The organism is Pseudoalteromonas espejiana DSM 9414 (assembly GCF_002221525.1).
Classification (GTDB): Bacteria; Pseudomonadota; Gammaproteobacteria; order Enterobacterales; family Alteromonadaceae; genus Pseudoalteromonas; species Pseudoalteromonas espejiana.
This window is the reverse complement of sequence record NZ_CP011028.1, coordinates 3664726-3686944: the sequence shown is the minus strand read 5'-3', so window position 1 is coordinate 3686944 and position 22219 is coordinate 3664726. Positions and strand designations below refer to the sequence as shown.

General features: G+C 40.8%; 10 protein-coding genes and 3 rRNA genes. 11 read left to right on the top strand and 2 right to left on the bottom strand.

Going from position 1 to position 22219, the window contains the following annotated elements; all coding sequences use genetic code 11:
- Positions 1–138 precede the first annotated feature (138 nt).
- The gene (locus PESP_RS16730; protein WP_089349033.1) at positions 139–318 is read right to left on the bottom strand and encodes a hypothetical protein; all 180 of its coding nucleotides are present in this window, start codon (positions 316–318) and stop codon (positions 139–141) included.
- Positions 319–467: 149 nt separating this feature from the next.
- Between PESP_RS16730 and PESP_RS16725 the strand changes: the two genes are divergently transcribed.
- The 7 genes from PESP_RS16725 (at position 468) to rrf (ending at position 13914) form a co-directional block, all read left to right on the top strand.
- Positions 468–1685 (top strand): lanthionine synthetase LanC family protein, encoded by a 1218-nt coding sequence (locus tag PESP_RS16725; protein WP_089349032.1) that lies wholly within the window; start codon positions 468–470, stop codon positions 1683–1685.
- Between the two features lie 19 nt (positions 1686–1704).
- The gene (locus tag PESP_RS16720) at positions 1705–4842 is read left to right on the top strand and encodes a lantibiotic dehydratase (protein WP_089349031.1); all 3138 of its coding nucleotides are present in this window, start codon (positions 1705–1707) and stop codon (positions 4840–4842) included.
- A gap of 210 nt (positions 4843–5052) precedes the next feature.
- The gene (glmU, locus tag PESP_RS16715; protein WP_089349030.1) at positions 5053–6411 is read left to right on the top strand and encodes a bifunctional UDP-N-acetylglucosamine diphosphorylase/glucosamine-1-phosphate N-acetyltransferase GlmU; all 1359 of its coding nucleotides are present in this window, start codon (positions 5053–5055) and stop codon (positions 6409–6411) included.
- A 144-nt stretch (positions 6412–6555) separates the two neighbouring features.
- On the top strand, positions 6556–8349 hold the full coding sequence (locus PESP_RS16710) for a choice-of-anchor I family protein (RefSeq protein WP_089349029.1): 1794 nt from the start codon (positions 6556–6558) through the stop codon (positions 8347–8349).
- A 596-nt stretch (positions 8350–8945) separates the two neighbouring features.
- Positions 8946–10481, top strand: a 16S ribosomal RNA gene (locus PESP_RS16705).
- Between the two features lie 291 nt (positions 10482–10772).
- A 23S ribosomal RNA gene (locus PESP_RS16700) occupies positions 10773–13659 on the top strand.
- Positions 13660–13799: 140 nt separating this feature from the next.
- Positions 13800–13914: ribosomal RNA gene (gene rrf / locus PESP_RS16695) — 5S ribosomal RNA — on the top strand.
- Together the 16S, 23S and 5S rRNA genes form the textbook arrangement of a ribosomal RNA operon.
- Positions 13915–14373: 459 nt before the next feature.
- Here rrf and PESP_RS16685 read toward each other — a convergent pair.
- Positions 14374–14901 (bottom strand): sugar O-acetyltransferase, encoded by a 528-nt coding sequence (locus PESP_RS16685; RefSeq protein WP_089349027.1) that lies wholly within the window; start codon positions 14899–14901, stop codon positions 14374–14376.
- A gap of 153 nt (positions 14902–15054) precedes the next feature.
- Here PESP_RS16685 and PESP_RS16680 point away from each other — a divergent pair, with 153 nt between their 5' ends.
- From PESP_RS16680 to PESP_RS16665, 4 genes are all read left to right on the top strand, one after another.
- Positions 15055–15819: a DeoR/GlpR family DNA-binding transcription regulator gene (locus PESP_RS16680; RefSeq protein WP_089349026.1), complete on the top strand. Its 765-nt coding sequence runs from the start codon at positions 15055–15057 to the stop codon at positions 15817–15819.
- A gap of 46 nt (positions 15820–15865) precedes the next feature.
- Positions 15866–17686: a glutamine--fructose-6-phosphate transaminase (isomerizing) gene (gene glmS / locus PESP_RS16675; protein WP_089349025.1), complete on the top strand. Its 1821-nt coding sequence runs from the start codon at positions 15866–15868 to the stop codon at positions 17684–17686.
- A 112-nt stretch (positions 17687–17798) separates the two neighbouring features.
- Positions 17799–18986: an alpha/beta hydrolase-fold protein gene (locus PESP_RS16670; RefSeq protein ID WP_089349024.1), complete on the top strand. Its 1188-nt coding sequence runs from the start codon at positions 17799–17801 to the stop codon at positions 18984–18986.
- Positions 18987–19089: 103 nt separating this feature from the next.
- Positions 19090–22098 carry an HD domain-containing protein gene (locus PESP_RS16665; RefSeq protein WP_089349023.1) on the top strand — a complete coding sequence of 1003 codons (3009 nt, stop codon included), beginning with the start codon at positions 19090–19092 and terminating at the stop codon, positions 22096–22098.
- The last annotated feature ends 121 nt before the right edge of the window (positions 22099–22219 follow it).

Sequence of the window (22219 nt, the reverse complement as noted above, 5' to 3'; positions counted from 1 at the left end):
AATATAAAATATTTTTGTGCTTAGGCTTTTTTACATAGAGACTATACCCGCTCTCGTTTATCGGCAAAAAGTGATGTTCAATCTAGGCTGACAATGATTGAGTATGTTCCGGTTTGTAATTAAACCACTCTAGTTCTTTTATCCCTCTACCCATAAAGTTTTTTGATAACTTAAGTTTACTTGTAAATTATATGTTTCATTCAGCGACCTATGGCGGCCTTCTTTCATCGCTCCTCCGACGATTAATGGTGTAAGTTCATTTGGTACAAGCTGCATGCCTGATGATAAGCTTTTAATATTCTTTTTATTTAATTTCATTTCTAGTTTATAGCTTAGTAACACAGTAGTATGTTATTACACCACACCAAGTTAAATATGCAATGTAAAACATTAACATTTGTGCCTTTAATGTTAATATGAAAATATGGTTGTTTGATTTCTTACAGACGTTGACAGGAAGGAATTTAATGATAATCAATGGGTTGGTTGGCAGTGCACATAGAGATATGATGAAGGTGATTCTCAAAGAAATAACTCAAAAAATATCAGAAGAGATAATAAAAAAAGATAGTGGTAATGGGTTATTAAATGGTCTGGCTGGTTACATCTTGTTTTTATACAATGCAGAGAAATTTGAGGATATTTGTGTTGTTGATTCATTCTTTAATGAAAAGATGGAGCTTTTACAGGTTCAGTTAGCTCAGCACTCCTTGGAGTTTAGTTCGGGATTAGCTGGGCAGGCATGGTTGTTGGAATTTTTAAATCAATCAAATCAAGCTGATTATGATAGCGAGCTTCTTGAAAGTATGGATATTCTATTTGCTAATAGTTTGTCTCAGAATGATGTTTGGCTTGGTGAGATTGAAACAATACTAGGTCTAGCAGGTTACACACCTTATACAGCAAGACGTGCTCGTTTTAACGATCAAACAAGTCTTTATAGTATTATCGTTAGATCTTTTGAGCAAACAGCCACTTACTTAGATAATGAAAACTTTACTTGGTCTCAACCCTATAAGTCGGCTTATAGGTTTAATCAAAATGATGAAAACTTACCTGAGTATAATTTAGGCTTAGCCGATGGTGTGCCAGGTATTATTGCTGTTTTAATTCCTGTCCTACATATACCCAAACTAGAGGCAAGAGCGCGTAAGTTATTGTTAGGCAGTTGTGATTGGCTATTGACTAATCAAAACTGTAATTTATGTAGTAACGCTTGTTTTGGCAGTTGTGCTGGCGATAGGGGCGATTCCCGTTTGGGCTGGTGTTATGGTGACTTAACAATTGCTTTGACTCTTATGCGCGTAGGGGTCGTTTTAAATATACCTCACTATGTTGAAAGAGCTTTAGTTATCGCTTGTCACGCAGCCAAGCGTGATGAGATTTCTGGCTACGTCAAGGATGCGGGGGGTTGCCACGGTTACTTTGGGTTAATAATGATATTTAGCTTGTTAAATAAACTATCACCACATCCAGATTTACAAGCTGCCATTAACTATTGGCTAAACTTTGCTTTAGAGCAATACGCAGATAATGGAATTAGCAGCTTTTACAGCTATAAAGGTGGTGAGGGCGGTTATAAAGAGGATTTCAATCTCTTAATGGGGTATTCAGGTACTGGGTTAGTAATTATGAGTCTTTTAAATGGTGAGTTTGGTTGGGCCGATAGTTTGCTAATTGATTAAAATACAAAAGGAAATTGGAATGACAAATAAAATAAAAAATGCTCCATTTTTTGTTATACGTACACCACGGTTAAGTAACGAACAACTTCTACAGTTTAATAATGTTAATACTAACAAAATACTAGAAAGCTGGTTAAGTATGTACGGTGTTCAAGAGGCGCTTTATCTTGCAAGCCCTTCTTTATTAGAGCGCATAAGCCAATGGCGTGAAAAGCCAAACACCAAGCAAGGGAAAAAGATTACACACGCTTTAATAAAATATATGGTCAGAATGTGTTCAAGGCCAACGCCATTTGGTTTGTTTTCTGGTGTAAATAAAGGCGATATTACTTCGGTTACAGATTTAATCTGTGGGGATTATAAAAAAGATAGCCGTAAAACGCGTTTAGACATGTTTTATTTAAACGCACTAAAAGATTACTTTATTAAAAATATTCCTCGCTCAAATTCACTTGTATATAAGCCAAACCCCTCACATTATTTTATTGCGGATCAATGCCGGTATATAGAAAGTTACCTCTTAGATAATAGTATGCAATATCGACTGAGTGCTATTGAAAGTGACGAATATTTTAAATTTGCTTTAAACTTATCAAGTACCGGGGCTAGTTTTAATAACTTATGTAAGGCTTTTTGTGAGCAATATGTAGATGCCAATAAAGAAGAGGTAGAATCATATATTCAAGATTTAATAGATGAAGGCATATTAATAGCTGATATACCATTGCCATTAACTGGAGATTCTCCAGATTATGCTTTATTAAAGTCTATTCAAAATCTTAACGAAAACACTTACGCAGACCACCTTGCTACAGCTTTGGTAAAAATAGAACATTTAGATGAAGGTAACTTAGGAAGCATTGCACCATATAAACAATTACTTACGCATTTAGATAAATTGCCGATAAAAGCACAAGAAAATAAGCTATTTCAAGCTGATATATATCGTAATTACAGTACGTGTTATCTAAATGAAATAGAGATTAATCGCTTGCAAAAGCAGCTTGAGTTACTGTCTGGGTTGAGCTTAAACGAAAGAAGCAACCCTTTATCCCCGTTTATTAACCAATTTAATGCTCGTTTTGAAGGGCAATTTGTTGCACTTGATGTGATTTTAGATGATGAAACAGGGATTGGTATTTCAAATGAAACAGGCTATGAAGCACCGCTGATTGCTGGCTTACCCCTTTCTCGGGCAGGCGGTATTGTTAATACTTCGGCAGGTGTGAGTCTAATTGATGCAATTATTGAAGAAGAAATTAGTTTACCAAAAAATCGCAATAAAAACTGTATTGTTTTAAAAAGCAAGGAGCTCAAAGTTAAAGCGACAAATACTGACGCACTAAAATATTATCCCAGCTCTTTTGCTGCAATGCTAAGTTTGTACGAAGATGATAAACACCATCCTATAATTAAGTTTAATGGTTGCTATGGGCCATCGTCAGCAAACTTATTGGGGCGATTTTGCCATTTAGATGAAAGTTTAAAAAATAGAGTGAGGGATGAGTTAAAGCTAGAACAGGCACATTCTCCAAATGTTATTTTTGCTGAAGTTGTACACATGCCAGAAGGGCGACCAGGTAACGTTATTGCTCGTCCGCATTTGCGTGAATACGAGATTGTATTTATGGCTGACAGTAGCCTAAATGACGAATATCAAATTCATTTAAGTGATTTACATGTTTGGGTTGAAGGCCATCAGGTTAAGCTCTGGAGTAAGCGATTAAATAAACAAGTTGTTCCGCGCTTATCATGTGCACACAATTATTCTTCACGTAGCCTTAGTGCATATAAATTTTTATGTATGCTGCAACATCAAGATGGGCGAGTACCTCAGTTTTCTATGCCACAAAGTACAACTAGAGATAGTTTTGTGCCGCGAATAATGTTAGATAATTTAGTGCTTAGTGAAAAAACGTGGCGCATTGATAGGAAATATTTACAGGAAGTCTTAGTTGATGGCCGACTTAATAGGGATAAGCTTAATACTCTCTTAGCTACCTTCCAATTAGACCCGCAAGTTTGTTATGCAATGTTTGATAATATTTTGCAATTGGATTTGCGAAATTCTGACATGTTTGAAATTTTATTAGCAGAGACTAAAGGACAAGCTAAGGTTGAGTTGAAGGAGGTTTTATCTTCTAGTTTTTCGTCTCGTGTAAAAGATGAATTTGGTCATCATTATAATAATGAAGTAATAGTGCCTTTTAGAAATAAGTTAGCAAAAGTACATCAACACTTTGTAGAGGAGCCTCTTGCAAATATATCAGCTGCGCCAATGAAAAGAAGGTTTAGTGCTGGTTCTGAATGGCTGAGTTTAAAAATTTATAGCGGTAACTCTTTAGTTGAACAACTTTTGTGTGAGAAGTTACTTCCACTCATTGAGTCAAACAAAAACCTTTTTAATAAGTGGTTTTTTATTAGGTACGCAGACCCTGACTGGCATATTAGAGTTCGCTTTCAAGGGGAGCCAAGTAAACTATGTGGTGAGTTGTTACCTTTATTAAACCAGTTGCTTGATCCAATGATCGAAAGCGGTGAGTTACAAAAAGTAGATCTAATGACCTATGAGCGTGAAGTTGAACGCTATGGTGGGCCTAAGTCTATAGGCTTGGTTGAATCTTTATTTATGTATGACAGTTTGTTGGTTACGAACACATGTTTATTAATCGATAAATACGGAGAAGATATACGTTGGCGAATAGCATTGAGTTATACACATAAGTTGCTAGATCTATTTAATTATACAGGTGACGAACGTTTAAATCTCATTAGCCGTTTACGAGATGGTTTTGGAAGTGAGTTTAATGAAAGTAGTCTTTTACGTAAGCAGTTAGGTAATCGTTTTCGAGAGTATCAAGAACAATTAAATGACGATTTCAATAAACTAGATAATATTGATAATGAAGGGCTTGATGAAACGCAAACGTTTATTTTTAAGCTAATTAATGTCTGGCAGCAAAATGCTGAACCAGTAGTTAAATCTTTAGTTAATCTCATTAATGAAAATAAACTCAATTGTGGAAGAGACTCACTTTTAGCTTCACTTTTGCATATGCATAATAATCGTATGTTCAAATCGTATGGGAGAGAACAAGAGTTTGTCGTACATGATTTAATGAGGCGAAAATATTTCTCTATAAGTAAAGCAAAATAAAAAAGCGGTTTAAAGGTGTAACAGCTTTAAACGCGCTTATATATTTTTTCAATTCCCGTTACAATAACGCCATTAAATTAAGTGTGTTTTTCAGTCAAGATTCAGTACTAGCAAATTAGTTTACTGAGTATTTGCACAGGGCGTGACTTACGCAATCTTCTGTATAAACAGACTTGTTAACTAAAACAACGGAAAAAGGAAATTGTTTTAATGGCTCTAACAACAGTAATTCTTGCTGCGGGTAAAGGTACTCGTATGCGCTCTGCTCTACCTAAAGTACTGCATAAAGTGGCAGGTAAACCTATGGTGCAGCACGTTATAGATAACGCAAAGGCACTTGGTGCAACCACCACTAATTTAGTTTACGGACACGGCGGCGAACTATTACAACAACAACTTGCCGATAACAACGTAAACTGGGTACTGCAAGCAGATCAACTTGGTACTGGCCACGCAGTAGCACAAGCTAACCCACATATTAATGATGACGACACCGTACTTGTGTTGTACGGCGATGTACCTCTTACAAAGCAATCAACGCTTGAGCGCTTATTAGCTGCAACACCTAAAAATGGTTTAGCGGTATTAACCGTTAACTTAGTTAACCCAAATGGCTACGGCCGTATGCTGCGTGAAAATGGCAAGCTTGTTGGTATTGTTGAGCAAAAAGATGCAAGCGCCGAGCAGTTACTTATTAGTGAAGTAAACACCGGCATTATGGCGGTTAACGGCAAGCTTTTAAAAACATGGTTAGGCAACTTATCTAATAATAATGCGCAAGGTGAATACTACCTTACCGATATCGTTGCTATGGCTCACAGTGAAGGCGTAGAAATTACTTCAGCACAGCCAGATCATGCAATGGAAGTTGAAGGCGCAAATAACCGCGTACAACTTGCAGGCCTTGAACGAGCTTATCAAGCATGGCAGGCAGAAGAGTTAATGTTAAACGGTGCCACCCTCGCCGATCCAGCCCGTATCGATGTACGTGGCGACGTTAAAACAGGCGAAGACGTGTTAATTGATATCAACGTTATTTTTGAAGGCAATGTAACCCTTGGTAACAATGTACAAATTGGCCCTAACTGTGTACTTAAAAACTGCACTATTGGCGATAACGTTGTAATAAAAGCGAATACCCTAATTGAAGATGCAAGCGTAGCGGCTAAATGTACGCTTGGGCCATATGCACGTCTACGCCCAGGTGCGGTAATGGAAGAAGACTCGCACATTGGTAACTTTGTAGAGATGAAAAAAACCCGCTTAGGTAAGGGTTCTAAAGCAAACCACTTAAGTTACTTAGGCGATGCAGAAATCGGTGAAAAAGTGAATATTGGTGCGGGTACTATTACCTGTAACTACGATGGTGTTAATAAAGCAAAAACCATTATTGGTGATAACGCCTTTATTGGGTCTAATTCATCACTTGTTGCTCCTGTAAATATTGGTGCAACAGCAACTGTAGGCGCAGGCTCTGTGATCACCAGTACCGTTGAAGATGAGCAGCTTGCAATAGCACGTTCTAAACAGCGTAATTTAACCGGCTGGAAACGCCCAGTTAAAAAATAGGAATGACCATTCCTCATTAAATAATTAAAGCGAGTTTTATAACTCGCTTTTTTATTGCCGAAAGCTAATCAAAATAAAAATGCCATAACTTTGTCATACCGGTGTGTTGTTATTTTTGCCAATACAACACTAAGGAAAATAACAATGTTAAAAAGGTCACTTATAGCACTTTCACTCATATCAATATTAACGGGTTGCTCACTAGATGGAGATAACGGCAAAGACGGCACGCAAGGTATTCAAGGAGAACAAGGTGCAACGGGTCAAAATGGTACTAATGGCACCAATGCAAATTCTGCGTTAAATATAAGCTTGGTCGGTAGAGTCGTACTTAATGCCCAAAGCCCTGAGGGCGCGGCTGAAATAGTGGCTTATCAAGCATCTAAAAAATGGATTTACGCTATTAATAGCTCTGGTGGTGAAGCAGTAGTGAACATTATACCCGCCGATACCTTTGATACTGCCTCACTCGTTCAAGATAACGAAGGAATAGTGAGTGCAACTAACCTTGCATCAGCAATTACCCTTAACTTAAATGATAGCACCCCAGGCGATGCAAACAGCATAGCAATAGATGAAACTAACCAATTACTGGCTGTTGCAATGGCTGCTAAAACCATGGGCGAAGCGGGTCAAATAGCGTTTTACAATATTAGCGGCGATACACCGGTGTTTATTAAAAATGTAACGGCCGGCTTTTTACCAGACATGGTGACCTTTAGTCATAATGGGGCAAAAGTAGTTGTTGCCAATGAGGGCGAACCTAACGGCGATTACAGTATCGACCCAGAGGGCTCTATTAGTGTTATTAATATTGAAAATGGCGTAATTGCCGATACGGCCACCAATATTGATTTTACTGCATATAACAATCAACAAACCGAGCTTGAAGAGAAAGGGCTAGTTTTTGCCAACCCCACAGGGCGAACAATTAATGGCAATGAAATAAATACAACAGTTGCCATGGACCTAGAGCCTGAGTACATAAGCATTTCTAAAGATAACAAATATGCCTATATATCAATTCAAGAAAATAACGCACTAGCCATCGTTAATTTAGAAGATAACTCTCTTGAACTAAAAGGGTTAGGGTTTAAAGATTGGTCTAACTTACAAATAGATGCATCAGATAAAGACGGCGGTGTTAATTTTAAATCATACTCTGGCTTATATGGAATGTATCAGCCAGATACTATCTCAAGTTTTAGCTGGAAAGGCGCAAACTTTATAGTGTCGGCAAATGAAGGTGATGCACGTGAATACTTCTTTGATACAACAGACGAAGCAGACTGCATAGCAAAAGGTGGTCTAGGTTACGATGAAGGTGATGGTTGCCTTGCATATATAGATGAAAGCCGTGTTGAAGATTTAACCCTTGCTGCTAATTTTGATTACTTAAATAACGACGATAACGATATTGGTCGTTTAAAAGTAAGTAGAGTAAAAGGTGATGCTAACCACGATGGCCAGTACGAATCGCTTTATGCCTACGGTGCACGGTCGTTTACCATTTGGGACAGTAATGGGCTGGTGGTGTTTGATTCAGGCGACGATATAGGCCGTATAACTGCATCTGTACATGGCGAAGCCTTTAATAATAATGAAGATGAAAACGAAGGTGACACACGCTCAGACGACAAAGGCGCAGAACCAGAAGCGCTAACAATAGGTACTATCGGCGAACGCACCTTTGCTTTTATAGGTCTTGAGCGTATGGGTGGGATTATGGTTTACGATATTACTAACCCTTACGATGTACAATTTGAAGATTACTTTTATAACCGAGGTGTAATAGAGGGAGCAGATATAACCGGGGACCTTGCACCCGAAGGCATGGTGTTTGTACCGGCTGAGCAAAGTGCTACTAACAAACCACTCCTTATAATAGGTAATGAGATCTCAGGTTCTATAGCTGTATGGCAAATTGCAGCAAATTAAAACCAACAAAGCAGTGCAGCGATTATTAAATGTACTGCTTTTTCTAACGCGCAAATACTAGCTGTAAAATAGCGACTTAACATGCGCGTTTTTTAATCTAAAATCAGTCCGCAGCCCTATATTTGTATGCGTTTCATACTAAATTCATTTATTTGTCAAAAAGCTGAAATAAAACATTGACCCCCGCTCGAATCTCCCTATAATGCGGCCCCACTGAGACGGGAAACGCCGAAGCATAGCAAGGCAGCAACGACTCACAGAGTTAAGTAAAACTTCGGTTTTAATCTTCTGAAAAGAAAGTTTAAAATTAAGTGTTGACTCGAAAAATAAAGGGTGTATTATACGCATCCCTAGCGACAGCGTCGCAACGTTCTTTAACAATATAAAGCAATCATCTGTGTGGGCACTCGTACAGATTGAGTTCTAACAGCCAAGCTACTTCGGTAGTGAGGCAAATAAATTTAGAGTCTCAATTGAAACTGAGTGACCAACAGAATAATTACTTAGGTAGTTATTCAGCACAGTCAATTCAATATCGAAAGATATTAAATAAATTCAGAATTCATTGAGCTGTTCTTCGGAACATAAAAACTTTTTAATTGAAGAGTTTGATCATGGCTCAGATTGAACGCTGGCGGCAGGCCTAACACATGCAAGTCGAGCGGTAACAGAAAGTAGCTTGCTACTTTGCTGACGAGCGGCGGACGGGTGAGTAATGCTTGGGAACATGCCTTGAGGTGGGGGACAACAGTTGGAAACGACTGCTAATACCGCATAATGTCTACGGACCAAAGGGGGCTTCGGCTCTCGCCTTTAGATTGGCCCAAGTGGGATTAGCTAGTTGGTGAGGTAATGGCTCACCAAGGCAACGATCCCTAGCTGGTTTGAGAGGATGATCAGCCACACTGGGACTGAGACACGGCCCAGACTCCTACGGGAGGCAGCAGTGGGGAATATTGCACAATGGGCGCAAGCCTGATGCAGCCATGCCGCGTGTGTGAAGAAGGCCTTCGGGTTGTAAAGCACTTTCAGTCAGGAGGAAAGATTAGTAGTTAATACCTGCTAGTTGTGACGTTACTGACAGAAGAAGCACCGGCTAACTCCGTGCCAGCAGCCGCGGTAATACGGAGGGTGCGAGCGTTAATCGGAATTACTGGGCGTAAAGCGTACGCAGGCGGTTTGTTAAGCGAGATGTGAAAGCCCCGGGCTCAACCTGGGAACTGCATTTCGAACTGGCAAACTAGAGTGTGATAGAGGGTGGTAGAATTTCAGGTGTAGCGGTGAAATGCGTAGAGATCTGAAGGAATACCGATGGCGAAGGCAGCCACCTGGGTCAACACTGACGCTCATGTACGAAAGCGTGGGGAGCAAACAGGATTAGATACCCTGGTAGTCCACGCCGTAAACGATGTCTACTAGAAGCTCGGAGCCTCGGCTCTGTTTTTCAAAGCTAACGCATTAAGTAGACCGCCTGGGGAGTACGGCCGCAAGGTTAAAACTCAAATGAATTGACGGGGGCCCGCACAAGCGGTGGAGCATGTGGTTTAATTCGATGCAACGCGAAGAACCTTACCTACACTTGACATACAGAGAACTTACCAGAGATGGTTTGGTGCCTTCGGGAACTCTGATACAGGTGCTGCATGGCTGTCGTCAGCTCGTGTTGTGAGATGTTGGGTTAAGTCCCGCAACGAGCGCAACCCCTATCCTTAGTTGCTAGCAGGTAATGCTGAGAACTCTAAGGAGACTGCCGGTGATAAACCGGAGGAAGGTGGGGACGACGTCAAGTCATCATGGCCCTTACGTGTAGGGCTACACACGTGCTACAATGGCGCATACAGAGTGCTGCGAACTCGCGAGAGTAAGCGAATCACTTAAAGTGCGTCGTAGTCCGGATTGGAGTCTGCAACTCGACTCCATGAAGTCGGAATCGCTAGTAATCGCGTATCAGAATGACGCGGTGAATACGTTCCCGGGCCTTGTACACACCGCCCGTCACACCATGGGAGTGGGTTGCTCCAGAAGTAGATAGTCTAACCCTCGGGAGGACGTTTACCACGGAGTGATTCATGACTGGGGTGAAGTCGTAACAAGGTAGCCCTAGGGGAACCTGGGGCTGGATCACCTCCTTATACGATTTAGAACTTATTTGTTCGTAGTGTCCACACAGATGATTGTTAGTTAGTTTGCCCTTTGGGTTTACTAATTAATATGCTCTTTAAAAATTTGGAAAAGCTGATAATAAAATTCTGATAAATATTCGTATTTATCAAGAGTTTTCAAAAGTAAAAAAGAATGATAGCAGTATCATTCAGTGCCATTTAATCACTCTTTGAGTTGATTGATTGGTATCTACTTTAGTATTCAATATTAACTTCTGGCGAAGTTAAACTGTCACTAACAAAGACCCGTTTGGGTTGTATGGTTAAGTGACTAAGCGTACACGGTGGATGCCTTGGCAGTTGGAGGCGATGAAGGACGTATTAACTTGCGATAAGCCTAGTCAAGCTAGTAAAAAGCGCTTGAGACTAGGATTTCCGAATGGGGAAACCCACCTGCTTGCAGGTATCGTTAACTGAATACATAGGTTAACGAGGCGAACGCGGAGAACTGAAACATCTAAGTACCCGTAGGAAAAGAAATCAACCGAGATTCCGATAGTAGCGGCGAGCGAAATCGGAACAGCCCTTAAGCTTATTATGTGTTAATGGAAGGCTCTGGAAAGTGCCACGATACAGGGTGATAGTCCCGTACATGAAAAGACATTTTAAGTGAAATCGAGTAGGTCGGAGCACGTGAAACTTTGACTGAATATAGGTGGACCATCATCTAAGGCTAAATACTCCCAACTGACCGATAGTGAACCAGTACCGTGAGGGAAAGGCGAAAAGAACCCCTGTGAGGGGAGTGAAATAGAACCTGAAACCGTGTACGTACAAGCAGTAGGAGCCTACTTGTTAGGTGACTGCGTACCTTTTGTATAATGGGTCAGCGACTTATATTTTGTAGCGAGGTTAACCGTTTAGGGTAGCCGTAGGGAAACCGAGTCTTAACTGGGCGAATAGTTGCAAGGTATAGACCCGAAACCCGGTGATCTAGCCATGGGCAGGTTGAAGGTTGAGTAACATCAACTGGAGGACCGAACCCACTAACGTTGAAAAGTTAGGGGATGACCTGTGGCTAGGAGTGAAAGGCTAATCAAACCGGGAGATAGCTGGTTCTCCCCGAAATCTATTTAGGTAGAGCCTCGGACGAATACTTACGGGGGTAGAGCACTGTTAAGGCTAGGGGGTCATCCCGACTTACCAACCCTTTGCAAACTCCGAATACCGTAAAGTAATATCCGGGAGACACACGGCGGGTGCTAACGTCCGTCGTGAAGAGGGAAACAACCCAGACCGCCAGCTAAGGTCCCAAAGTCATAGTTAAGTGGGAAACGATGTGGAAAGGCCCAGACAGCCAGGAGGTTGGCTTAGAAGCAGCCATCCTTTAAAGAAAGCGTAATAGCTCACTGGTCGAGTCGGTCTGCGCGGAAGATGTAACGGGGCTAAACTATGCACCGAAGCTGCGGATTCATCTTAGGATGAGTGGTAGGGGAGCGTTCTGTAAGCGGTTGAAGGTGTACCGGGAGGTATGCTGGACGTATCAGAAGTGCGAATGCTGACATGAGTAACGATAATGCGGGTGAAAAACCCGCACGCCGGAAGACCAAGGGTTCCTATCCCATGTTAATCAGGGTAGGGTAAGTCGACCCCTAAGGCGAGGCCGAAAGGCGTAGTCGATGGGAAACGGATTAATATTTCCGTACTTGGTATAATTGCGATGGGGGGACGGAGAAGGCTAAGCAAGCATGGCGATGGTTGTCCATGTGAAAGTGAGTAGGCTAGCGACTTAGGTAAATCCGGGTTGCTGTTAGGCTGAGACACGAGACGAGCACCCAAGGGTGTGAAGTTGCTGATGCCATACTTCCAGGAAAAGCCTCTAAGCTTCAGATTATACCGAATCGTACCCCAAACCGACACAGGTGGTCAGGTAGAGAATACTAAGGCGCTTGAGAGAACTCGGGTGAAGGAACTAGGCAAAATCGTACCGTAACTTCGGGAGAAGGTACGCTCCTATCTGTGATGAGACTTGCTCTCTAAGCGGACGGGAGCCGCAGTGACCAGGTGGCTGGGACTGTTTATTAAAAACACAGCACTGTGCAAAATCGCAAGATGACGTATACGGTGTGACACCTGCCCGGTGCCGGAAGGTTAATTGATGGGGTTATCCTTAGGGAGAAGCTCTTGATCGAAGCCCCGGTAAACGGCGGCCGTAACTATAACGGTCCTAAGGTAGCGAAATTCCTTGTCGGGTAAGTTCCGACCTGCACGAATGGTGTAACCATGGCCACGCTGTCTCCACCCGAGACTCAGTGAAATTGAAATCGCAGTGAAGATGCTGTGTACCCGCGGCTAGACGGAAAGACCCCGTGAACCTTTACTACAGCTTGGCACTGAACATTGAACCTACATGTGTAGGATAGGTGGGAGACTTTGAAGCAGCGACGCTAGTTGTTGTGGAGTCGTCCTTGAAATACCACCCTTGTAGTTTTGATGTTCTAACGTTGGCCCCTGAATCGGGGTTACGGACAGTGCCTGGTGGGTAGTTTGACTGGGGCGGTCTCCTCCCAAAGAGTAACGGAGGAGCACGAAGGTTGGCTAAGTACGGTCGGACATCGTACGGTTAGTGTAATGGTAGAAGCCAGCTTAACTGCGAGACAGACACGTCGAGCAGGTACGAAAGTAGGTCATAGTGATCCGGTGGTTCTGAATGGAAGGGCCATCGCTCAACGGATAAAAGGTACTCCGGGGATAACAGGCTGATACCGCCCAAGAGTTCATATCGACGGCGGTGTTTGGCACCTCGATGTCGGCTCATCACATCCTGGGGCTGAAGTCGGTCCCAAGGGTATGGCTGTTCGCCATTTAAAGTGGTACGCGAGCTGGGTTTAGAACGTCGTGAGACAGTTCGGTCCCTATCTGCCGTGGGCGTTTGAGAATTGAGAGGGGTTGCTCCTAGTACGAGAGGACCGGAGTGAACGAACCGCTGGTGTTCGGGTTGTCATGCCAATGGCATTGCCCGGTAGCTACGTTCGGAACTGATAAGCGCTGAAAGCATCTAAGCGCGAAGCAGGCCTCGAGATGATTTCTCACTAGACTTTTAAAGTCTCTGAAGGGCCGTTGAAGACTACAACGTTGATAGGCAAGATGTGGAAGTGGTGTGAGCCATTAAGCTAACTTGTACTAATTACCCGTGAGGCTTAACCATACAACGCCAAACGCGTTTTGTGACAGAAACAAGCGACAGAAGTTAATAGCTAGAGTAGATATTACTTGAGACTTAAAAAATATTATCAGATATTTTCCAGATTTAGTTAGTACGTGAAAACGGACTGACGACCAAATTTGCTTGGTAACCATAGCGTTTTGGACCCACCTGACCCCATGCCGAACTCAGTAGTGAAACGAAACAGCGCCGATGATAGTGTAGCATTTGCTATGTGAAAGTAGGACATTGCCAGGCTCCAAATAAGAGAAACCCGTTACAGCGATGTAACGGGTTTTTTGCTGTCTGGGATTTAGTAAAAGCCAAGACCCCATGCCAAACTCATTAGTGGCTGCTCTCGTACATCCTGTACTCCACGGCATTTGTATTCCTATACATCAAACGAAACAGCTCGAAGGCGAGCCCCGGCCAATGAGAGTATCCCATTTCACTGTGACTCTCCACCGCTGTGGGCACCACGACATTGCAAGGCTCCAAATACGAAAAAGCCGCTTCAGAAATGAAGCGGCTTTTTTACGTCTGAAGAAAAGTAAAATTCAGTATTTTCTTCTCTAAAGCGCAGCGTCTCCTAAGCGAAGCGCCTTTTTGTGCACAATGTTTTGGCTATCACGCATACTTAATACACACTTATCAAGCCCCATCACGTAGGTCTGACGAGCGAAGCGACTCCCTACGCTAAAATTACACCGATAATAATTACAGTGTTCTTATTTCACGAGCAGGATTACCAGCAACAGCACTATTCTTCTCTACATTTTTAGTAACGACAGATCCCGCACCAACAACAGCATTATCACCAACTGTTACACCAGCCAAAATAATAGCGCCTGCGCCAATCCACACGTTATTACCTATTGTAATGGGTGATGCAAAGTTTTCTTTATTGAGTCGCTGTGTAGGGTTAACAGCATGAGATACCGCTAACAACTGCACGTTAGGGCCAATTAAACAGTCATTACCAATTGTAATTGAAGCTTCACTAATTGGGGCATCTAATACAGTACAGTTAATATTTATAAAGGTACGATCACCAATAGTTATTTGATTACCATAATCGCAATGAAAACCTGATTCTATAATTACCCCTTCACCGCATTGAGCGAATCGCTCTTTAATACGTTTTAAATTGCCTTTACTCGGGCTTTTATTAAAGAGTCGGCATATTTCGCCTGTTTGTTTGCGTAGGACTAAAAGCTCTTTGTTTAAGCTATTAAATGGCTGCATTATGGTTTCTTTGTTTAGTTAAGAGATGCTAAAGCTATTTTACCTTTATTATTACTTGTTGAAAGCTGCTTTATTTTTGCTCGTTCACTTGCCATTTAACTTGTTTCGTTTAAAATTGCACATCTTTCGAAACGAAACTTATTATCTTACTTTATGACTAAACGAAACACACAGCAACGCCGCCATAATATATTGGCTCAGGTTAATGAGCTAGGTGAAGTGGCTGTTGAAAAGCTTGCTGAGCAGTTTCAAACATCTGAAGTAACCATTCGTAAAGATTTAACCGCGCTTGAAAAAAGCGGCTTATTACTGCGCCGTTACGGCGGTGCTATAGCACTGCCTAAAGAAATTGTAAGTGACGAAATAGACTCTAAGCGCAAAGTAGCTATAGCTAAGGCGGCAGCTGCACTTATAAAAGATCATAACCGCATTATTATTGATAGCGGGCGTACTACGGCTGCCATGATCCCAGAGCTTGCAAATAAACGCGGGTTAGTTGTAATGACTAATGCGATTAAAGTAGCGAGCCGTTTACTTTCACTTGAAAACGAGCCAACACTTTTAATGACCGGCGGTACGTGGGATCCGCATTCTGAGTCGTTTCAGGGGCAAGTTGCCGAAAACGTATTATGCTCTTATGACTTTGATCAGCTATTTATTGGTGCCGACGGCATAGATGTAAAACGCGGCACTACTACCTTTAATGAGTTAGTTGGCTTAAGCCAAGTAATGGCAAAAGCAGCCCGTGAAGTAATAGTAATGGTTGAATCAGATAAGATTGGCCGAAAAATACCAAATTTAGAATTACCGTGGAAAATAGTAACCACATTAATAACCGACAATGGCTTAGCAGACGATAAACGCAAAGCGATTGAGGCGTGTGGTGTAAAACTAATTTGTGCAGAGATTATTGATTAGTAACTGCAAAGTGAGTTACTAGAATTAAAAAATTAATGGAGACACTATGTGTGGAATAGTTGGGGCAGTTGCAGAACGTCCAGTAAATAAAATTTTAGTTGAAGGCCTTAAACGTCTTGAGTACCGTGGCTACGACTCTGCCGGTGTAGCACTTTTAGAAGGCTCTACGCTAAATACTGTAAAAGCAGTAGGTAAAGTAGTAAACGTGGAAGCCGCACTTGAGAAAGCAGGCGTTAGCGGCCATACAGGTATTGCACACACTCGCTGGGCAACACACGGTAGCGTTACTGAAGAAAACGCTCATCCGCACGTATCAAACAATCAGCTAGCACTTGTACATAACGGTATTATTGAAAACCACGCAAGTCTACGCGCATCGCTTAAAGAAGAAGGCTACGAGTTCTTATCTGAAACCGATACCGAAGTAATGGTGCACTTAATTCATAAGCTTCGTAAGCAACACACTACGTTACTTGCATCTGTTCAAGCAGCGGTTAAGCAATTTGAAGGTGCGTTTGGTACGGTTGTATTTGATAAAGCAAACGACAATGAAATTATCGTAGCGCGCTCAGGTAGCCCATTGGTTATAGGTTTAGGCCTTGGCGAAAACTTTATTGCGTCTGATCAGTTAGCACTATTGCCAGTTACTCGTAGCTTTATATTTTTAGAAGAAGGCGACGTAGCGCGTATTACACGTGACACTGTAGACATTTTTGATGAAAATGGCGACGCTGTAGAGCGTGAAGTTGTTGAATCAAACATCACGCAAGATGCTTCAGGCAAAGGCGACTACCGCCACTACATGCTAAAAGAAATCTACGAGCAACCACTTGCGGTACGCAATACCCTTGAAGGACGTTTAAACGACGACCGCGTAGCAATTGATGCCTTTGGTGACAGCGCTCAGCAAATATTTAAAGACGTAAAACACGTACAAATTATTGCCTGTGGTACGTCATACCACTCAGGTATGGTTGCCCGTTACTGGCTTGAGCAATTTGCAGGCGTTAGCTGTAATGTTGAGATTGCCTCTGAATTTAGATACCGCCAATCGTATGTGCACGAAAATAGCCTACTTGTGACTATTTCACAATCGGGTGAAACAGCCGATACGTTAGCTGCATTACGCTTAGCTAAAGAGCAAGGTTACATGGCCTCAATGACCATTTGTAACGTACCGGGTTCATCGCTTGTGCGCGAATCAGACCTTGCCTTTATGACTAAAGCCGGCGCTGAAATTGGTGTAGCTTCTACTAAAGCATTTACCACACAGTTAGTTGGTTTGTTAATGCTTACTGCGTCTATAGCACAAGAAAAGCAGCTTGATCAAAGTGCTATTGTAGATGCTATAAAAGTACTTCCTGCTAAGCTTGAAGAAACATTACTGCTTGCTGATGGCATTGCAGACCTTGCAGAAGAGTTTGCCGACAAGCATCACTCACTGTTTTTAGGTCGCGGTTCGCAATACCCAATTGCAATGGAAGGTGCACTTAAACTTAAAGAGATTTCGTACATTCACGCAGAAGCCTACGCAGCGGGCGAGCTAAAACATGGCCCACTTGCACTTATTGATGCCGACATGCCAATTATTGTTGTAGCACCAAACAATGAGCTATTAGAAAAGCTTAAATCAAACGTAGAAGAAGTACGCGCACGTGGCGGCATTATTTACGTATTCGCAGATAAAGACTCACACTTTGAGTCAGACGACACAATGCGTGTAATCAACGTAAACCACACTGACGATATTATTGCGCCAATTGTTTACACACTGCCATTACAGTTACTGTCGTACTACGTAGCGGTAATTAAAGGTACCGACGTTGACCAACCACGTAACTTAGCTAAATCGGTTACTGTTGAGTAAAATCAAAAGGTTGGTAATTACCTGTTAAAGATAAAAAGGCGCTTAATGCGCCTTTTTTTGTACCTCAAAGCCTGTTAGATTAAATAACACACTATTTTCTAAAGGATTAGTCATGCGTTTATTAACCGCTGTTTTTATATGTAGTTTATTTATTTTTTATTCTAGCGGCACACTCGCAGAGCCTGATTTAAAACAGCAAACCATTAGTTATACGCAACAAACACATACTATTAAATCAGCCGTTTTAAATGAAGAACGCACAGTTGTAGTCCAGCTTCCAAAGAGCTATCAAGCTAATCCAAACAAAGTTTATCCGGTCATTTATCGCCTTGATGGCGCGGGTAACATACCGCTTATAAGTGCAGTGATGGAGCGTTTACAAAATGATAATCGTGCGCCAGAGGTTATTATTGTCGCTATTGAAAACACCAATCGCTTAAGAGATTTATACCCCACAGTTAATAAAGAGCCACAAGGCCCGGTAGGTGAAGGCGGTGGCGCAGCAACGTTTTTAGCATTTATAGAGCAAGAGCTTATACCCTTGATTAATAAAAGTTATCGTACGCACAATTATAAAGTGATTGCTGGCGCATCTGCTGGAGGTGTATTTGCGCTATATGCGTTGCAGGCAAAGCCCGAACTATTTCAAGCGCATATTGCTTACAGCCCTGCCGTTTGGTGGAACTATGGCGCATCTGTAAAGGCGACTAAGTCGTTCATCAATAAATCAAAAGACCTGAATAACTACGTTTATATCAATATAGGCGAAGAAGCCGGCATAATGCGTCAAAGGTACGATGAATTACAGCAATCACTGCAATCACATGAAGTGCGAGGGTTGCGCTTCTATAGTGATGCGTTTGATGGCATCTCGCACGGTTTAACCTCTGCTGCAGGTATATTTAATGCTTATTACAACTTATTTTTACCTAAACAAATGCCTATAAGTGCTTTAACTGACGATGTAGCCTCTATCGATGCTTACTATCAAAACTTATCTCAACAATGGGGCGAGCAGATTGCGCCACCGGATCGCGCTGTTAGATCACTCGGTTATAACTTAACGGGTAGCAAGCAGTTTACCCATGCTATCGAAGTGTTTAAATACAATATAAAAAACCACCTAAAATCAGTCGATGCGCTTTCGGCATTGTCCTACGGTTATGAAATGCAAGGGGATACTCGCCAAGCGCTTGAGCAGATGGAGTCTGCTTTAGCAATTGCAGACGACTCATATCCTTATATAAATTACTTAAAAGAAACTAGGGCTAGGTTAAAAAAGCATGATAAGAGGCAATAATTTAAGCTATTAACTTTTGAAAATTAAGCTGTTGATTATCGTATATAGCTAAAGTGAGGCCTAATTTTAGGCTTTAAATCACATAATAAGAAGGATATTTAAAGTGGCAGATTTATTAATTGAACACTTAAAAACAAAAGGAACTGAACATTCCGATTTAAGTTTATTAGTGAACCAATGGGGATTTGATCAAAAAATAATCCCAAAAGCTTTACAGAGTATTGGTAGTCTTTTCCCACACTTCAGCCGCCATGATGAATCTCATAGCAAACAAATTTTGATAAATATCGAAAGAATCTTAGGTAAAGAAAATATAGCTAATTTAACAGCTACAGATACATGGCTTATCTTAGAGTCTGCTTATTGGCATGATATAGGTATGGTAGTTCCGCAAAATGACCTAAAAGAAGCTTTTAGTGATCCTGATTTTCGTCACTATATTGATTCCATAGTTACAGACAAAAATCATCATTTAAATGAATTTTGCTCAAATTTTAATAATGAAAATCTGATAGATAGCTTTCAATTCATGGGATCGCCCATTGAGGCCACTGATAATTTTCGACAGCTAATGGCTGAATGGTTCAGAAGAAAACATGCGAATAGAGCTGAGCAAACGGTAAATACTCCTTGGGAATCCGCTGGTATATCTTCCCCAAGAACTGAGCTGATCCCTAAGAGGCTTTTCAGAATACTTGGGCAAATTTGTGCATTACATGGGGCTAATTTTAAAGAGATTGTTGGTGAAAATGGCTTACCTTATAAAGAGGCTGGACTAGGACAAGAAGATTGCCACCCTAGATTTGTTGCCTGCATGCTAAGAATTGGCGACTTGTTGGATTTAGATGACAACCGTTTTTGTCCTGTAATGAAAAAGATTGCTGGTGATAGCAGACCATCATTAAGTAAGGCTCATGAAGATAAACATGCTGCTATTAGGCATTTGCGCATAGACAAAGATAGGATTGAGGTTACGGCAGAGTGCAGTAGTGTTGATAGTTACCTTGAATCTTATAAGTGGTTTGAATGGTTAAAGCAAGAAACTCAGGCGCAAATGAGCCTTTGGCAAGAAATTGCACCTAGCAGGAGCTTTGGTTTATTACCTACTTTAGGGAATATACAGGTAAAACTTAGTGGGCAGCAGCAAGTACTGTCTGAAGGGGAAAGGCCTCAATTTAAACTTGATAGTGAACAAGCAATTAAGTTACTACAAGGAAGTAACCTTTATGCTTCAAAATTTGCCTGTATCCGAGAGCTTTTACAAAATGCTGTCGATGCAACTTTAATAAGTGTTTGGTTAAGGAATAAAAACAAGATTAGTTGTGAAAAATGGAAAGACCCAAGTGATCCAGAGGTAAAGAACGTTATTGGTAATGAAGCCATCGAAATTTCACTAAAAGAAATGGGAGAGTGCCCAAAAGAAAATGAAAATTCATTATGGGAGCTAACTATAAAAGATAACGGTACCGGCTTCAGTATTAAAGACTTTTCATACTTATTAAGCATTAGTAGCTCTAGTAAAAATAAAACAAAAAAAGATATTGTGGATTCAATGCCTGAGTGGATGAAGCCATCAGGAGCATTCGGTATTGGTTTTCAGAGTTCATTTATTCTTGCAGATAAAGTGAGCATTACATCAAAAAGTCTCTTTACTAATGAGTGTAGCCATGCAGAACTATATAACCCTCTAGGTGAAAAAGAGGGGTTAGCACTGTTAAAAAGTTTGCCTAATGATATATCTACTCAACATGGGTCTGAAGTTAAGATTATATTTTCGCTTAAAAAAATTGCTACAAGTTGGAGTATAAGTTTACATAGAGAGCCAAGTGTTAAAAGCATGATTTTAGATAACCACGATCCAAATTTAGATGAATCGTTTCCATTTGAGTCAGCACGAATTGCTGACTTGATAGTTGATTTTGCGAAACACTCACCAATTAGAATTAATGGTCATTATAAAGCGAAAGATCAGAAGGCTATGCCTCTTTATATTAAAGGTGAAGAAAAAAAAGGATATTTTATAGATTTAGGAGGTGAACAAGTCGAGCTACTTTTTTACCCTACTAGTCGGTTTTCGCGGGTTAAAACTTTATATCGTGGACAGGAATTTGATTCTGGAAATATCAGATTTCTTTTTGCAGATATAACGATAAATTTACTTTCAGGTAAAGCTGGTGCTTGGCTTTCAATTAATAGAGATGAAATAAACAAAGAGGCTAGTGCAAAACTGATACAAGTTATTGAAAATTCTCTTTTCCATATTTCTGAGAAGTTAGTCGGAAATTTGAAAGCTAATCAAGAGAGCTCAGATGTTAAAGAAGAGTTTAAAATACATTTTTCTTTATTTTTAAATGCCATGGCTTTAATGGATTCTAGTAATAATCCCTGGGAAAAGCTATCTGATGACTTTAATCGTTTTGGTAAATTTTGGCTCAAATATGAGGTTGCAGATAAAGCTTTAGACGAGTATTTAAGTGGGGAGCTATTAAAAATTGGAGAAAAAAACCTTAATGGTGATAACGTTTCTAATTGTAATATCTATTTGGGGAGTAACCCTGATGATGATGATTTGATAAAATGTTTAGTATTTAAAGAGTGGCAAGTAAGGTATGGAGTAAATACAATTGAAGTAATTGAATCAGATGACTTTAAAAATCAAAAAACAGATTTAGTTTACTGCTGTACAAAACAAAAGCCATCACAACCTTATAACAATAATGCTTTGCTTTCAGCTTTAATGAAAGCAAACTCAAAAAGTAATTCAAACACTAGATTTTTGCTGCCACCTCTTATAGGTTTTGAATCATTAGTGCTAGATAAGTCCACCACGTTAAATGCTCATTATTTATTTGATACAGGAGTAGGTGATTACGAATACATGCTTTTGCCCCATTTATTTACAACTCCTAAAGGTAGGTATTCTACTGAAGGTATAATTTTTGTATCCGAAGAGAAGTTAGATAAGTTTTGTGAGTGGATAAAACCTAAATTGAAAAACATGTTGACTGAGGCAGAAATTAAAGAAAAATATGATGAGTTAATTAAGTATATAGATGCCTTGATGGCCGAATCACCTTACAAAGATAAGTGGTTTAAATTATTAGCTAAATAATAAAATTGATAGCTAAGAACTAAGTTGAGTCCACCAAGGTTTGTTTAAGGAAAAAATTATTTTTCTAGGGCGTGAACCTTCGCTCTAGAAAACTTGAACTGATGAAGTACCAATATTATCG